We start from the raw sequence: 14,381 nt of genomic DNA on the forward strand, positions 1-14,381 counted from the left end.
TCGATAGATTACAAGTACAAACAAAAACGCCAGTATCATAACGATAACGGGCGTTTTTGGGTTTTGTTTTATTCGAAAAATCACAAAAAAAATCACGTTTCTTGCAAAATCGGAATTCCCAGTATGTCCGAATAATGAGTATTGATTTTCTTATTGGCATTTTCGTTCATCTTTTCAGTCACGTGCGTATAAATTCTTAGAGTGGTTTTCGCATCAGTATGTCCGACTCGTTGCATTATAGTTCTTAAGTCAACTTCTGCCTCGGCCAGTAAACTTATATGCGTATGGCGGAAGATATGAGGTGATGCTTCTTTGGTTATTTTGGTCTTCTTAAGAATTTGCTTCATGTAACGGTAGACATCAATGGGAAGAAAGGGGTACCCATTATCCCTGCTGAACACAAATTTTTCATCGTGGAAGTCTTTATTAAAATTACGATAGGTCATATTGAATTTTTGTTGCTTCCTCTGATGAAGTTTTAATAAATTCATAACGGAGGGGTCAATATCAACAGTTCTAATCGATCCCTCGTTTTTTGGTGGTGTCAGCTCGTAATTTGCAATGTTATTATTCTCACAGTAGATGGTTTTTGTAATTCTGATATTTTTCTCATCAAAATTGATGTTTGGCCATTTTAACGAGCATAATTCACCTGATCTCATTCCAGAAAAGGTAAGCAAATAAAAAATGGCTGTCTTTTGAATATTTTTTAACCGGACTGTAGCTGTAAGATATTCACTAAGTTCTTGCCTCTTGAAGTATTTCTCTTCGATAGGATCGTTTTCGATCTCTTCTACCGTGAGTGCCTTTGTTGGGATCTCTGCTCCATAACACGGATTGTCCCGCCTCAATTTCTCTTTGACTGCATATTTGTATACCATGTTAGCGACACTGTTTACGCTAAGCAACCGGCTTCTTGAGTATCCCTGATCATCGAGGTCATTTAATATGTCCTGATGATCTCTATGATTAATCTTGTCGATTTGTTTACTCGCAATATAGCGATAAAGAACCTGAAGTGTTTCCTCACGAAGCTTGATAGTCTTTTTTTTCACTCTTCGTTTTGAATATGTCTTCAACCAATCTTTAGAAACTATCTCGAAGGTCTGCTTTTTTACTTTCCTATGATCGATTCCATGTTTATTTAAAGCATCAACCACTGCTTTTGCTCGATCGTATGCTTCTTTTTTTGTATCGCCTCGGCGCGGGATTTGTCTTCGTTTTCCCGTCAGTGGATCAGGTGGCCCTTCTAGTGTGCAGATCCATTTATAACCTTGTTTATTTTTTGCTGGGATTTTAGTATAACTCGCCACGCTTCATCACCCTCCTTAAAAATCTGCGCCATAACAATCTAATACTTGCTCAATATCCTTTCTTTGCACGATGAACTTAAAGGCGGAGTTGTAATACCTGCTTGCGAGATGGCTTAGTTTCAAACTAATTCTCCCATCCCTTGTGTAATCCAAATCATTAAACTTTATGGGCTTACTATCTACGAACGCTTCTAACTGGCTCTCCTCAAGCCGTTCAAAAGGGCCCTCTGGTGAGAAGAGTATCTCCTGTTCAGATATCAATGTTTGCGGATCGACCTGGATTATAATTTGGGAAGGCTCGATATAATCCCCTGTTGAATCAAAATAAGCATAGAGTCTCGTCTCTCCGTGATTATGATGTGATACATTAATCGTATTTCTTTTGGTTTCTGTTTGTTTGACTGAGTCAGCTAGCATTCTGCCTTGTAAATCTCTTCGTTGGATTTGTTCAAGTCGTTTCCCTGCAAGCTTTAAAGGCACCTTGAAAGTGGATGCTAAAAACCGAATCGCATCCTCCTGGCGATTTGGTATTTCTAGTTGAGATATCATATAGAAAGGCATAAATGCATATAAAACGAAGTTATCAGCCTCAGTCTCTTGACCTTCTTTGAACAGAAAATGCATTTTGCGTTGATCACCAACATGCCGTAGCACATGACATAATTCATGGAAGAAAATTTTCCGCTGTTGTACGACAATCAATCGATTATCAATAATTATGATTTTTTCTTGGTTATCAGATACTGACTTGCATTTATCGAATCTCAGATATACATCAAAAGATTCGGCAATACGTTCAATATCCAACAGATCTTCAGGTGCTAGAAATTGATGTAATCGGTAATGTGTAGTTATTGAATGTTCGAGTGCCGTCTCGTGATAGTATGTAAATAACATGTGCTGCACCTCTTTTAAGAATGTATGTTCGATCTGAGTATGAAAATAAAAGCCGTTTTCGGCTAAGAGTGATGGACTATTTACTTTTATAGTTGTCGTCGGTTTTGTCACGAAAGACGGTGGGATGGTTAATATGTTGTGGACTTGGATCCTCGACAGTTGTTTTTATGATAACCGGCTCGTAGAGCATGCTTTTTGATTTTTTACTAACTCCAATTCTGATAAAAGGAAAACATCTCCTTGAGAGGAATGTATGTTCGCTTAATATTTAAAAAGAAAAGCCCAGTACATAGGGCTCTTTTGGAAATGAGAAATTTAAATGAATCGCTCTGCAGTTAATATCAATTTTTCTTTATGAGATATCAGATCTGCAACATCATTGAGGGTGATTGTAGTTTTATCTTCATCGTTAAACTGGATCATCTTGTTGACACTATTAAAGTGCAACCTACACACCCATTTACGGATGTTATTATCTATTAGAATGTTGAAATAACTCAGATTGTCACGGTGGTTTACCCTCTCAGGTGCAATAATTTCTTTCAAAAGGATTCGAATTGTAATATAACCTTCAAGTTCTTCTTGAGTTGTAACGATTTCGGGTCCTTCATCAACAACCTTCTCAATGGTAGAAGCAATTTCTTTATGAGAAACTTGCTCCGAGTTTGTATTGGCCAGAGCTGTCTGAAGCTTGTCATTTAGGATGTCATTAACAAACTCTTTAAGCGACCGTTTCACTATACCATTAAATTTTTCAATTACTTGTCTGGTTTTTTTTCCAGGGTAAACATCGGATAGAATAACCGAAACAAAATCGTCGCTAGGAGTATCCCATTGAGTTTTAAGGTAATTTTTAACCTCACTCGTATACTTTAGTTCAGCTGCAGTTGTATTGATACTTTCAACATCGAATATGTCTTTTTTGAATTTACTTAATTCAGTAATCTGGTGATCACGTATATCAAATAGATTAAATTCGAAAAATGGTGTGGTATCCATTTTATTCTGTTCTTCTAAATCTGTGTAAAACCTATAAACGATTCCATTGGTTAGAATTGCAAACTTAGCAGAAGTGGTCCCAAAATATCTGAATAGTTGGGAGTCATGTTTAGTGAGTTGTTCTTGGATAGACTTAGCTTCAATCAGAATTATTGGTTTACGATCCTGCAATATCGCATAATCAACTTTTTCACCCTTTTTGATCCCTACATCGGCAACAAATTCAGGGAGAAATTCTTCAGGATTAAAGACATCGTAATTAAGCGCTTGAAAGAAAGGCATAATTACAGAGGTTTTAGTAGCTTCCTCTGTCAAGATGCTATCCTTCATTTTTTGAACCCTTTTAGCTAATGATTTAATTTGATCTGCAAATTCCATAACAATTTCACCTAAATAATCTTCCCCATCGGTTGGGGTATTTGCTAATTCTTCGAGTCTTTCTCTACTTGCTCAGCAGCTCTGCGCTTCATTGCTCTATAACGCTCCAAGGCTGCCTCCATCTCTTCAATTTCATCCTCGGTATAATTCTCAGGGCCACCATAAAAGGACATGTTTGTCGCATACCCTTTTGGGTTATCGCTTCTTCCAAGGAGATAGTCTGTTGTTACATCAAAATAATCCGCAAAATAATTCAGCTCACTTTCTTCGACCGACCTTTTCCCTGCCTCGATCCGCGAAAGTACACTGTTATTAATACCCATCTTATTAGCAAGATCAAGTTGAGTGAGACCTTCACGTTCTCTAAGTTTTTTAATTCGGTCTCCTGCAACAGACAAAATATTCACCCTCCTTGTTTTCTAATATGGCAACATAAGTTTAACATTTTTCTAAAACAGAAAAAATAATTTTGCTAAAATAACAAATTAACATTTGACTTTGCTAAAATAGCAATATATATTGGTATCAGATAGTTTGCTGAAACAGCAAGAGTAGGAGGTGTGTAGTGAGTATCAAAACCGGGAAACTAAGTAACGAAGTTAATCTAGGATTTGTAAAACAGCGAAGACTTGAATTGGGATTATCTTTGCAAGACATGGCCGGAGTTTTAGGTTTTAAAAATGCATCAACCTATATGAAGTATGAGGAGGGTAGTTACGCTTTTAAAGCGAACCACTTACCTGTGCTTGCGAATAAATTAGAGTGTAGGATTGAAAATTTTTTTGAAAAAAGATTTGCTAAAATAGCAAAAATAAATAAGGAGGTGGGGTGAGATGAACAAAAAGCGGAATGAGGCTATGAACGCGGCTATTGAAGCGTTGATTAAAGAATTGGGGCGAGAGCCAATTGCATCGGATCGCGTGGTGGCAATCTCCAAGGCAATTGAAACTCTCAATGGAATTAATTCTTTCTCACAGATTGGAAATACGAAGTCGATAAGTTCTGAACTACCTAGCGGTTGGTAAAGAGGTAGGTGCAACACCAAGGGGAGGGGAGCACATTGGAACAAAATCTAGAAGACATTAAAGAGATCCGGGAAACACGTGATCCTGAAGAAGTAAGACAGTTGTTGAATGAAGGCTGGGTTATGAACTACATCAGCCATGAACCAAGTCGGAGCCGTTTTGTACTTGTGAAATTCGAATAGAAAGGCGGGACTCAAATGGAAGCAGGGATTTTTAAAGTACAGGTTGATTTCGGCCAGCTGCAAGACGCCATTAACGATGCCGTGGATCAGGCAATAGAAAGACACGCATTAAAGTCTTCTTTGCCACCTATCCTCAATAAGCAACGGCTTATGGAATTGTTGGATATTGGTGCGACGAAAGCAGGAGAGCTTTTGAATCGCGAAGACTTCCCTGTCATTCGAGAATTTGGACATCCAAAGGTACCGACTAATTCTCTCATGATTTGGATCGACGAACATACCGAATGGATCCGGGACAACGCTGGTGAAAAATCGAAGGTGAATAGGAAGGGGCGGGTTGCGTAAGATGCGATTTCGGTGGATTCGTAATTCATCCAGAACAGGCTGCATCTCAGCAATAGTAACGAGAAGCCTACTGAAAAATATGGATTTAGAGATCGCGCTGGACATGTCACTTCCAAATTACGCAATGAACCCGGAAAGCTTATCGAAGCTTGAAAGGAAAAGTGTTCTAAAAGAAGCGTCGGATAGTTTGAGAAGGATAGAAGAAACCCGCCGGAGCGGATCCAGCGCCAGCGGGTGAGGGGATAACAAGGGGACGGGAACAACTTACACCTTAATTTTATTCCGAATGGATGTCACAAAACAATATATCTACTGAGCCAAATTGTCCATTTTGAAAGCTTTAATGAGCTGTTTTGTCCAGTTCCCCAGATGCTATTGGACAGGGGGAGGTGAGAAAATTGTCTATAGGAGATGTGATACAGACATTTAGAAAAGAGCAGGGTCTGACACAAGAGGAATTTGCAGAACAGATTCTAATTGATCGCTCTTCGGTAGCTAAGGTTGAGAACGGTAAGCGACAGGCACAAAAGCATTTTATGAAACAGGTTGCTGACACATTCGATGAACCTCGGTTATATCTAGCGATCCAAGAAGAAGTCACAGGCGGTGCCAGTGTTCCATATCTGGACAACGCCGACTTACATAGAGCAGCGACACATTTTAAATCAATAGAAGAAGCGGAAGAAGCGCTGATGGTCATGCGATCAGCGCCTATATCGAAGAAAAGAGAACAACTTACAGTTGCTGATCAGGAGCTAATGAAAGCAATGATAATTGAATGCGTTGAAGCCATTACGGCACTAACGCATCACGTGATGGTCCTTTGTAAGGAATATGCAATCAGCTACCTAGGGATCTGGAAGCAACATAGAGCAGAGCTGAAAGCTAAAAAATATATGAAATGAGGTATCGGTATGTTGAGAGAAGAGTTAGCCGCCGAGGCGAGGGAAGCAGGTAAAAATGCTTCACATAACTTGGAATGGATCCGCAAGAATCCAGAGGTAATGTTGCCTGGCAAGATAGATTCTGCTGAATCTTATTTGAATAAAATGATTGGATTTGCAGAAGCAGAAATAGAAAATGCCCGCCTGGCAGGGCGGACACTTGGTTTGAGAACACGTCTTAAGAGTCTCTTGGTGTCTATTTTAAACGGTGAACGTCAGAAGCGCAAGGGGATTGAGTTATGAATGCTCCAGTCGCCCTATCACCTGCAGATGTATATATCACTACCACACAAGCACTAAGAGCAAGTACGGAATCTATTTCACAATTCATTCAGGAGGATCCTGAAAATGCGCAACGTTTGAATGAGCTCAACAGCCAACGAGAAGAAGCTTACCGGAATTGGACCAATGCAGCCTATCTACTAAAGACATTGCCCGCATCGGAAATGTCGGTGGCGTTGAGTCGGATCGAGCAAGAACTGAATATTTGAGACAGAGCCTTGGCTTTGTCTCTCGGCGTCGGACAGTATCCTGACCTATTCTCCTGTTCGGCGTCGAGAGATGCGGCTGACGCATCAATTACATATGAAGGGAGGACAAGACCATGCAAGTGATTCAAGTTCTGACCGTTGTCAGTAACCCGACAAGAATTTTTGAAGTTGGTACTGAGGTCAACGGGCGCGAAGTAATTGAAATTAAGCAAGTGGGTGAAGACACAATATCCGAATTTTGGGTGATCGACGAAAACGAACAGATTATTGTCAGTGTCGAAAACTGTCCGGTCATCGTGGAATGGCAGAACATTGCCGAACATGATCAAACAGAAAATGACCCGCGGGAACGGGTCATATCTGGTGCAAAAATTTAATTTTGTTGCCCCCATATTAGCAGATGGGGGCGAATCACACAAGAGGGAGTGATTGAATTGTCAACTGCTTTTTCGGCTGACGTATCTGGTCGAACAATCGATGTGGAGATTCAGCCAGCTACACAATATTCTCCACCCGTCCTGACCATACGGCAACAAGCTGGCTCATTCCAACTGCATGCAGATCCGGAGCAGCTAGCAGAATTGGAATACAAACTCCGGACATTTCTAGATGGTATTCGCTATCCGGAGACGCCAGATCAACAAGTTATTTTAGACAAAGAAATCAATCAATCTATTGAGGAGGGAATCGCTTGAAGAAAATCGTACTGGAGCGCCTGACGCTCCGCAATTTTAAAGGGTTCAAGGATTTCACCATTTCAACGAACGGCGGCCATGTTGACGCATACGGAGATAACGGCACCGGGAAGACGACTCTGTTCGATGGCTTCACCTGGCTACTGTTCGGGAAGGACAGCGCCAACCGATCGGAACAAAAGTTTGAAATCAAAGAACTGGACTCCACGGGTAAGGTTCTCCGGCACAAGCTGGAGCATGAAGTGGAAGCGGACCTTCTGATAAACGGCCGCAGGAGAACTTTCCGCCGGGTTTATTCTGAGAAATGGACCAAGAAGCGTGGATCCGTTACGGATTCTTTCGAGGGCCACACCACGGATTACTATATTGACGGGGTGCCAGTAAAGCTTTCGGAGTACCAAGCCGAAGTTGATTCACTTATTAAAGAGGATCTATTCCGCTTACTGACAAGTCCTTCATTCTTCAACGAGCAGCTTAAAAAGGAAGAACGCCGGAAGGTACTGCTGGAAATCTGCGGTGATATCACAGATGCAGAGGTTATTCATTCAAATCTAGCTCTCAGTCGGCTGCCTGCTATTCTGGGTGACCGGGCAGTGGAAAGTCATCGGAAGATGGTAGCTGCTCGGTGCAAGGCAATCAACAAAGAAATCGAAGAGCTTCCGGTCCGGATCAGCGAGGCTCAACGTAGTCAGCCAGAAATTTCTGATCTAGATGAGGAGTTGCTTCAAGAGGATATCGATACGCTTCGATCCCGATTGAAAGCCAAAGAGGAAGAGAAGCTTCGTATCCAAAACGGCGGGGAAACAGCAGTCAAAGAAAAGCGAATCCGCGAAATTGAAGGCGAGCTTCTTAATATACAAAATCGATTGCAGTCAGATGCGCTGGATCAAGTGGCCATCAAGCGCAATGAAACTGGCCGGTTACAAGGAGAGTATGACGCTTTACGTCGGCAGATCGATGATAAGCGTCATCGGATCCAACAGAGTGAAAGAACTATTGAGGCTAGAAAACAAGAAGTCACACGCTTAGGGGCTGAATGGGCAGAGGTTAACGAAAAAGCGTTTGAAGGCCATCAACACGATGAAAACTGTCCGAGTTGCGGACAAGCCCTTCCTGCTGAGCATATTCAAGAGGCTCATACCAAGGCAGAGGCAGCGTTTAACCGCTCCAAAGCTGAGAGACTGGAGCAGATTAGCAACAAAGGAAAAGCTGCTAAAGAAGAGGTTCGTCGTTTGGAGCAAGACAATTCCCGACTACTGGATGAGATTAATCAGTTAAGCGACAAATCAGTTATTATGCAAGCTGATCTGAAGGCAGCTGAGACAGAACTTGAAAGGTTACGTTCGGGCATTCAGGATCCTAAGGCAGATCCAGAATATCAGCAACTACTTACAGAGAAGGAAATTATTAAACAGGAGATCAGTCGTCTTCATGATTCTGCTAATGAAGAATGCTCGCGGGTTCAGCAAGATATAAACGGTATACAGGCTGAACTTCGCAAGCTGGAAGAGGATAAGGCAAATTTTGCTCAGGTACGGAAGACGGAGCAAAGGATCGCAGAGCTCGAGAAGCAGGAGAGAGTCCTAGCTGCCGAATATGAGCAGTTACAAGAGGAACTGTTTCTCACAGAAGAGTTCACCCGTTCTAAGGTTGCTCTACTGGATTCGAAGATCAATTCCAAATTCAAATATGCACGTTTCCGACTGTTTGAGGAGCAGATCAATGGGGGGTTGAAAGAAGTTTGCGACACTCTCTACAATGGCGTTCCTTATGACGGCGGGCTCAACAATGCGGCTCGTATTAACGTCGGCCTGGACATAATCAACACACTCTCTGAGCATTATGGATTTTCGGCGCCGATCTTTATCGACAACGCTGAGGCTGTAACGCAATTGATTGATACGGATGCCCAAGTGATCCGGTTGATCGTTTCCGAAACTGACAAGAAGCTCCGGATCGAAGCAAAGAACAAAAGCATGCAGGAGGCGATCTAATTGACTACAGAAAAACAGCAAGCTATTGCAAAAAAAGAACCGACACAATCTGAGCGTTTCATGACCAAGGTGATTGCAGAGTTTGGATCCAGCGTAGGGGAAGTTGCTCTAACGAACTTCCAAAAGCGGTTGGCACAAAACTACTTCATTGCGCTGGATAGCGTATTGAAGACAACAGAGGAAAAGCGGCTCAAGAAATCTGAGAAGTACCGTGATCAGTTGCCAGTAACTTGGGCTAACGTGAACATGGACAAGCTGTCCAGAGACGTTGTGGCCTACGCGAGAATTGGATTTGATCCGGCACAGCCTAATCATATCAACCTAGTCCCTTTTAAAAACAACAATACTGGCAAGTACGACATTGTATTTATCGAAGGGTACCGGGGTCTTGAACTTAAGTCCGTCAAATACGGTTTAGATGTTCCTGATCACGTAACGATTGAATTAGTTTACTCCAACGATTATTTTGCGCCTATCAAAAAGGATGCGAATCATCCACATGATAGCTACGAATTCGAAATTAAGAACCCTTTTGATCGGGGAACGATCCTTGGAGGATTTTATTATCACTCCTACACGAAGGTCCCAGAAAAGAACAAGCTGGTCATGATGACACTCAAAGAGATTGAGAAGCGGAAGCCTGATCACGCAAGCCCTGAATTTTGGGGCGGCGAGAAAGACAAATGGGAATGGGATCCCAAGGCTAACAAAAATGTAAAGAAAGGCACTGAAAAAGTCGAGGGTTGGTACGACAAGATGTGCTGGAAGACGGTATACCGCGCAGCGCATAGCGACATCACCATCGACAGCCAGAAGATTGACGATGATTATCTTCGTCTTAAACAGATGGAGAGCGACTTCGCTGAGGCTGAAGTTGAACAGGAAATTGGTGCCAATGCCAATAAAAACGTCATCGATATCACGCCTCCTGGTGAACCCGAAGAATCTGCTTCGGATGTTACCCAGCAGAATCCTGATACTGGGGAACAGCCAGAAATGGATTTTGAGGATTTTAGCAGTGATGTACCACCTATGGAGTCGGCTGGTAACAGCCCTGAGTCCTGGTGATAGACATCCAATGTTTCGGCTCCAGCAGTGCGGGCAATGCCTACCGGATAACGGATGGGCACACGGCTCTCCTGCTGGAAGCCGGTTTCCCTTATAAGGCCCTGCAGAGGGCTCTGAATTTTAGAATGACAGAGATTTCCGGTTGCTTGATCACACACGAACATCTGGATCACAGTAAGGCCGCTGCTGACGTCATGAAGGCCGGAGTGGACGTTTATACCAGTCAAGGCACAGCGGACGCCAGAGGGTTATCAGGGCATCGACTGAAGGTGATCAAGGCCATGGAACCATTCTCTATTGGTACATGGAATATCCTACCGTTTGATATACAACACGATGTAGAGGAGCCACTAGGTTTCCTTCTGGCTAATACAGATGGAGATAAGCTTGTATTTCTCACAGACACCTATTATTGCAGACATCGTTTTCGAGACCTGACCCACATTATGGTGGAATGCAATTATTCATTAGATATTGTCAGAGAACGCGTAGAATCGGGGCGATTACACCCGGCTCAAAAGAAAAGATTACTTCGATCACACTTTGGCCTGGAACATGTTAAAGGTTTCTTGAAAGCCAACGATATCCGATCAGTTCAAGAGATCTGGCTGCTCCATTTATCAGACGGAAACAGCGACGAGGAACGATTCAAACGTGAAATACAAGAGACAACGGGCAAATTGGTGCGGGTGGCCAGCCGATGATTGATAACAAACCTTTGATGCGCAGCATGATGGGTGAGCAGATTTGGAAGCTCATGCGGACCGATCCAGAAGCATTCAAACGTGAGACCCGGGATTACTTTGCTCGGGGATACCCTGGATGGACAGTGACAAAGGTTAAATACCCGATTGTGTTCCTACGGGATGATAGGGGGCGTCAAACGTGAATAGGCCTGTGCAACTTGATCTCTTTGAGAATCAACTTGATCAATCTATTTTAAATGGCATGTACTATGAACGGTCTTCAGGTAAGTTTGTCTCCTACGTCCTCGGCCGGCGCCACTTTGAGGTATCGCTGGGCCAATGCCTTGGGGATAAGGAATGGAAAGAACGAATTATGAGGGAGCGTGCGATATGAGAGTAATGACACAGGAAGAATTAAACCAACGTACGAAGGAAATTGTTGATTTTCTTTCCGAAAAAAACGAGGAAGCGAAGATGGCGGGGATTGATCAGCACGGCCACTTCTATACTTCTGTTGCCTTTACATTAGGATCATTGATCGGATTCGATTTCAAGCCTGAAGGATATGGTCCAATGATCTCTACAATGATCGAATCCCTTACGGACGGGCTGCAGACAGGCGCCCAGGGCAAGGGAGTAAATGGAACCTTTATTAAAATCGTGCGGGATTGATAGCAATTTAAGGGGATGATCAGATGCCCGAGGGAAGTTACCCTTTTCCGATTTACTCTGGATTACTGGAGCCAGAACACTACAAGAAAATAGGCAGCGCGATATGGCTTTTCCTCTGGTGCGTAAGCTCCACAACGGCGGAGAAAGACGAAGAAGGAACGCTCTGGGGCATCGTCCTTGGGAACAAGCCTATGAAGCTGTCAGAGATATCCGAAAGGTTCGGAGTCAATGACAAAACTGTGAGCCGCTGGTTAGACACCTTAGAGATCCATCAATACATACGAGTGACCAGAGCTCCAAGAGGCTTGATACTTTGGGTCAGAAATTCCAAAAAGAGAACGGACAAAAATGTCCGATCACCCGAAAGTGAACAGACAAAAATGTCCGATCACATCGACGGTGATAAGACAAATATGTCTGATCACAAACAAACTGATCAGACAAAAATGTCCGATCAGACGTCATTTTCGGATAGTGATCGGACAAATATGTCTGATCTAAAAGATATTAAAGATCTTATTACTACTACTCCTACTACTGATGATTGGCTTGAGGACGAAGTTAACGATCCTCAGTTAGACGGGATGATCGAGTTGTTGAATGCTTACTGTAAGTTGCACAGCAAGCTTGATATACATGTCACCCCTTACGAACGTGAAGCCATGGGTAAGATGGTCGCCGGAGGTACGCCTAACCCTTTTACCATTCGAACTATGGCAAGCCTGCTCGAGGCTAAGCGAAAGCGTGAGGGTGCGCGTTTTAAAATGCCCAAGAGCTTTCTGTACTACGTTGAAGGCATTGAAGAGGCTTGGCAGAACTCCCAAACTATCAGTCCGCCGATGGATGGAGTCGCCCAGGGAGAGCCAGAGAAACCGAAACGAATGAGCAAGCAGCAGCGAGAGCTTGAAGATTTGCGGAGGCGAGCGAAGGAGGAACGACAACGTGAACAGAGCAGAAGTGTTTGATCTGTTGATCGCTATCAAAGAGAATTACCCCCATTTTGATGCGAGTGACGAAAACGTGAATCGTCATCTGAAATATTTGCATGACTTCCCATATACAACTGCAATGGCCAACTTGGACGAACATATTCGGACAGGGAAATGGCCGCCAAACATTGCAGAGATTCGCGGAAATTTGGGAGATCAGGAAGCCAGATTGCAGGAATTATCGGATACGCAGGCATACCTGCAGGAACGAGAAGTAAGCCGGAAGCAGGCAACGTTACCTCCGCCAGGGTGGAAGGATGGTTTGATTGCAAAACTCATTGGTTCCAGGCATTGAATTGCCTTATAGCACGGAGGTTGAACAGGCTGCTTTGGGAGCGTTGCTGCTCTCACCGTCAGAAGTTCTCGAGCAAGCAGGTAGGCTTACAACAGACGTTTTCTACGATCGCGCTCACCGTCTGATTTACGAGGCAATTGCAGAATTGGCCGAATCACAGGAACCAATCGATCTGGTGACTGTAGCCGCTGTGCTGAACGACAAAGGTGAATTGACGGACATCGGCGGCGTAGCATACCTATCATCACTTGCCGGAGGTGTCCCGACCACTGCAAATGCCGGTTATTACTTCAAGCAGTTGGAGGATATGGCGATCCGTCGGCAATTCATCGAGACCAGCCTGCTCCAGATACAGCAGGCTGCTGCCGGCAAGGAAGTTTCTCAGTTACTGGCAAGTGCCCAGAAATCGCAGACCAAGCTTGCGGATCGGGTAGCCCCTGAGCAGGATTTTAAGCCGATCAAAGACGTGTTAATGCGATTTGTCGAAGACACCGAAACCAAAGCCTACAACGTCAAACATGGGATCATCAACGGCCTGCAGACAGGTTTCACTGATCTCGATGGCATCACAGGCGGATTGCAGCGGAGTGACCTGGTTATCGTAGCGGCGCGACCATCCGTGGGTAAGACGGCCTTCGCCTTGAACGTTACCCAGAATGTTGCCAAATCTACAGACGAAGCAGTAGCGTTGTTCAGCCTTGAGATGTCGGATGGTCAGTTTGCACAAAGGTTGGTGAGTTCTGAAGGACAGATTAACGCCAGCACAATCAAGAACGGTGATATACATGATTCTGATTGGATCAGGATGGCTGATGCAGTAGGAATTCTGGGTGAAACCAATATCTTCTTAGATGACTCTTCAGGAATTACCATTCAGGATATCTGCGCCAAATGTCGCAGGCTCAAAAAGCAAACAGGAGGGCTTGCGCTGGTCATGATCGATTATCTGCAGCTGATTGAGGTCGCAGGTCGTGGCAAGTCTGGAGAGAACCGGCAGCAGGAAGTGTCTTACATTTCACGGACACTGAAGCAACTTGCAAAAGAGCTGGACGTTCCCATTGTGGCCTTGTCCCAGCTCAGCCGGGGTGTGGAGCAACGTCAGGACAAACGACCGATGATGAGTGACCTGCGGGAGTCTGGTTCGATTGAGCAAGATGCCGATATCGTGGCCTTCTTATACCGGGATGACTACTACGATAAGGAATCTGAGAAGAAGAATATCATCGAAATCATCATTGCCAAACAGCGGAACGGTCCTGTGGGAACTGTGGAGCTGGTGTTCTTGAAGCAGTTCAATAAATTCGTCAATTATGACCGGATTCATACGGACCCTGGTCCAAAACCACCATATCCGCCGAAGCAGAACAAGGTGGTCAACATGGAAAAACGCCAATGGGCGTGAATGGAG

22 protein-coding genes are annotated in these 14,381 nt (G+C 43.8%); 18 read left to right on the plus strand and 4 right to left on the minus strand.

Annotation, left to right across the window (positions count from 1 at the left end; translation table 11 throughout):
* Positions 1-92 precede the first annotated feature (92 nt).
* The 4 genes from WDY75_RS02710 to WDY75_RS02725 all read right to left on the minus strand — a co-directional run bounded on the left by WDY75_RS02710 (position 93) and on the right by WDY75_RS02725 (position 3,985).
* The gene (locus tag WDY75_RS02710; RefSeq protein ID WP_063477946.1) at positions 93-1,313 is read right to left on the minus strand and encodes a tyrosine-type recombinase/integrase; all 1,221 of its coding nucleotides are present in this window, start codon (positions 1,311-1,313) and stop codon (positions 93-95) included.
* A 15-nt stretch (positions 1,314-1,328) separates the two neighbouring features.
* Positions 1,329-2,210 carry an ImmA/IrrE family metallo-endopeptidase gene (locus WDY75_RS02715; RefSeq protein WP_063477945.1) on the minus strand — a complete coding sequence of 294 codons (882 nt, stop codon included), beginning with the start codon at positions 2,208-2,210 and terminating at the stop codon, positions 1,329-1,331.
* A gap of 315 nt (positions 2,211-2,525) precedes the next feature.
* A complete protein-coding gene (locus WDY75_RS02720; RefSeq protein ID WP_063477944.1) occupies positions 2,526-3,587 on the minus strand; it encodes a type I restriction endonuclease in 1,062 nt (353 codons plus the stop codon).
* 44 nt (positions 3,588-3,631) lie between these two features.
* Positions 3,632-3,985 carry a helix-turn-helix domain-containing protein gene (locus WDY75_RS02725; RefSeq protein ID WP_063477943.1) on the minus strand — a complete coding sequence of 118 codons (354 nt, stop codon included), beginning with the start codon at positions 3,983-3,985 and terminating at the stop codon, positions 3,632-3,634.
* 167 nt (positions 3,986-4,152) lie between these two features.
* Between WDY75_RS02725 and WDY75_RS02730 the strand changes: the two genes are divergently transcribed.
* From WDY75_RS02730 to dnaB, 18 genes are all read left to right on the plus strand, one after another.
* On the plus strand, positions 4,153-4,419 hold the full coding sequence (locus tag WDY75_RS02730; RefSeq protein WP_231887949.1) for a helix-turn-helix domain-containing protein: 267 nt from the start codon (positions 4,153-4,155) through the stop codon (positions 4,417-4,419).
* Between the two features lies 1 nt (position 4,420).
* Complete coding sequence (locus WDY75_RS02735; RefSeq protein WP_063477942.1) at positions 4,421-4,612, plus strand: hypothetical protein; 192 nt, start codon at positions 4,421-4,423, stop codon at positions 4,610-4,612.
* Positions 4,613-4,647: 35 nt separating this feature from the next.
* Positions 4,648-4,794, plus strand: coding sequence for a hypothetical protein (locus WDY75_RS02740; RefSeq protein WP_156515030.1), 147 nt, complete (start codon positions 4,648-4,650; stop codon positions 4,792-4,794).
* A gap of 15 nt (positions 4,795-4,809) precedes the next feature.
* Positions 4,810-5,139 carry a hypothetical protein gene (locus WDY75_RS02745; RefSeq protein WP_063477941.1) on the plus strand — a complete coding sequence of 110 codons (330 nt, stop codon included), beginning with the start codon at positions 4,810-4,812 and terminating at the stop codon, positions 5,137-5,139.
* Positions 5,140-5,537: 398 nt separating this feature from the next.
* A complete protein-coding gene (locus tag WDY75_RS02750) occupies positions 5,538-6,044 on the plus strand; it encodes a helix-turn-helix domain-containing protein (protein ID WP_063477940.1) in 507 nt (168 codons plus the stop codon).
* Between the two features lie 9 nt (positions 6,045-6,053).
* Positions 6,054-6,326: a hypothetical protein gene (locus WDY75_RS02755; protein WP_063477939.1), complete on the plus strand. Its 273-nt coding sequence runs from the start codon at positions 6,054-6,056 to the stop codon at positions 6,324-6,326.
* A complete protein-coding gene (locus WDY75_RS02760) occupies positions 6,323-6,574 on the plus strand; it encodes a hypothetical protein (RefSeq protein WP_063477938.1) in 252 nt (83 codons plus the stop codon). The genes WDY75_RS02755 and WDY75_RS02760 overlap by 4 nt, the downstream gene beginning before the upstream one ends.
* 113 nt (positions 6,575-6,687) lie before the next feature.
* Positions 6,688-6,951: a hypothetical protein gene (locus tag WDY75_RS02765; protein WP_063477937.1), complete on the plus strand. Its 264-nt coding sequence runs from the start codon at positions 6,688-6,690 to the stop codon at positions 6,949-6,951.
* A gap of 48 nt (positions 6,952-6,999) precedes the next feature.
* A complete protein-coding gene (locus tag WDY75_RS02770; protein ID WP_231887948.1) occupies positions 7,000-7,269 on the plus strand; it encodes a hypothetical protein in 270 nt (89 codons plus the stop codon).
* Positions 7,266-9,263: an AAA family ATPase gene (locus tag WDY75_RS02775; protein ID WP_063477935.1), complete on the plus strand. Its 1,998-nt coding sequence runs from the start codon at positions 7,266-7,268 to the stop codon at positions 9,261-9,263. The genes WDY75_RS02770 and WDY75_RS02775 overlap by 4 nt, the downstream gene beginning before the upstream one ends.
* Positions 9,264-10,331 (plus strand): recombinase RecT, encoded by a 1,068-nt coding sequence (locus tag WDY75_RS02780; RefSeq protein WP_063477934.1) that lies wholly within the window; start codon positions 9,264-9,266, stop codon positions 10,329-10,331.
* Positions 10,328-11,035: an MBL fold metallo-hydrolase gene (locus WDY75_RS02785; protein ID WP_063477933.1), complete on the plus strand. Its 708-nt coding sequence runs from the start codon at positions 10,328-10,330 to the stop codon at positions 11,033-11,035. Before WDY75_RS02780 ends, WDY75_RS02785 begins: the two co-directional genes overlap by 4 nt.
* Positions 11,032-11,220, plus strand: coding sequence for a hypothetical protein (locus tag WDY75_RS02790; protein WP_063477932.1), 189 nt, complete (start codon positions 11,032-11,034; stop codon positions 11,218-11,220). The genes WDY75_RS02785 and WDY75_RS02790 overlap by 4 nt, the downstream gene beginning before the upstream one ends.
* The gene (locus WDY75_RS02795) at positions 11,217-11,411 is read left to right on the plus strand and encodes a hypothetical protein (protein WP_063477931.1); all 195 of its coding nucleotides are present in this window, start codon (positions 11,217-11,219) and stop codon (positions 11,409-11,411) included. The genes WDY75_RS02790 and WDY75_RS02795 overlap by 4 nt, the downstream gene beginning before the upstream one ends.
* A complete protein-coding gene (locus WDY75_RS02800; RefSeq protein WP_063477930.1) occupies positions 11,408-11,689 on the plus strand; it encodes a hypothetical protein in 282 nt (93 codons plus the stop codon). Before WDY75_RS02795 ends, WDY75_RS02800 begins: the two co-directional genes overlap by 4 nt.
* 23 nt (positions 11,690-11,712) lie before the next feature.
* A complete protein-coding gene (locus tag WDY75_RS02805; RefSeq protein WP_063477929.1) occupies positions 11,713-12,654 on the plus strand; it encodes a hypothetical protein in 942 nt (313 codons plus the stop codon).
* Complete coding sequence (locus tag WDY75_RS02810; protein WP_063477928.1) at positions 12,632-12,973, plus strand: replicative helicase loader/inhibitor; 342 nt, start codon at positions 12,632-12,634, stop codon at positions 12,971-12,973. The genes WDY75_RS02805 and WDY75_RS02810 overlap by 23 nt, the downstream gene beginning before the upstream one ends.
* Positions 12,945-14,375: a replicative DNA helicase gene (dnaB, locus tag WDY75_RS02815; protein ID WP_063477927.1), complete on the plus strand. Its 1,431-nt coding sequence runs from the start codon at positions 12,945-12,947 to the stop codon at positions 14,373-14,375. Before WDY75_RS02810 ends, dnaB begins: the two co-directional genes overlap by 29 nt.
* The last annotated feature ends 6 nt before the right edge of the window (positions 14,376-14,381 follow it).

The sequence above is a fragment of the Paenibacillus glucanolyticus genome (assembly GCF_037333485.1).
Taxonomy (GTDB): Bacteria; Bacillota; Bacilli; order Paenibacillales; family Paenibacillaceae; genus Paenibacillus_AQ; species Paenibacillus_AQ glucanolyticus.

Coding starts and splice junctions, on each gene's coding strand:
- WDY75_RS02715 (WP_063477945.1), bottom strand. CDS start 2,210: ATGTTATTTACATACTATCACGAGACGGCACTCGAACATTCAATAACT.
- WDY75_RS02720 (WP_063477944.1), bottom strand. CDS start 3,587: ATGGAATTTGCAGATCAAATTAAATCATTAGCTAAAAGGGTTCAAAAA.
- WDY75_RS02735 (WP_063477942.1), top strand. CDS start 4,421: ATGAACAAAAAGCGGAATGAGGCTATGAACGCGGCTATTGAAGCGTTG.
- WDY75_RS02745 (WP_063477941.1), top strand. CDS start 4,810: ATGGAAGCAGGGATTTTTAAAGTACAGGTTGATTTCGGCCAGCTGCAA.
- WDY75_RS02755 (WP_063477939.1), top strand. CDS start 6,054: ATGTTGAGAGAAGAGTTAGCCGCCGAGGCGAGGGAAGCAGGTAAAAAT.
- WDY75_RS02760 (WP_063477938.1), top strand. CDS start 6,323: ATGAATGCTCCAGTCGCCCTATCACCTGCAGATGTATATATCACTACC.
- WDY75_RS02765 (WP_063477937.1), top strand. CDS start 6,688: ATGCAAGTGATTCAAGTTCTGACCGTTGTCAGTAACCCGACAAGAATT.
- WDY75_RS02790 (WP_063477932.1), top strand. CDS start 11,032: ATGATTGATAACAAACCTTTGATGCGCAGCATGATGGGTGAGCAGATT.
- WDY75_RS02800 (WP_063477930.1), top strand. CDS start 11,408: ATGAGAGTAATGACACAGGAAGAATTAAACCAACGTACGAAGGAAATT.
- WDY75_RS02805 (WP_063477929.1), top strand. CDS start 11,713: ATGCCCGAGGGAAGTTACCCTTTTCCGATTTACTCTGGATTACTGGAG.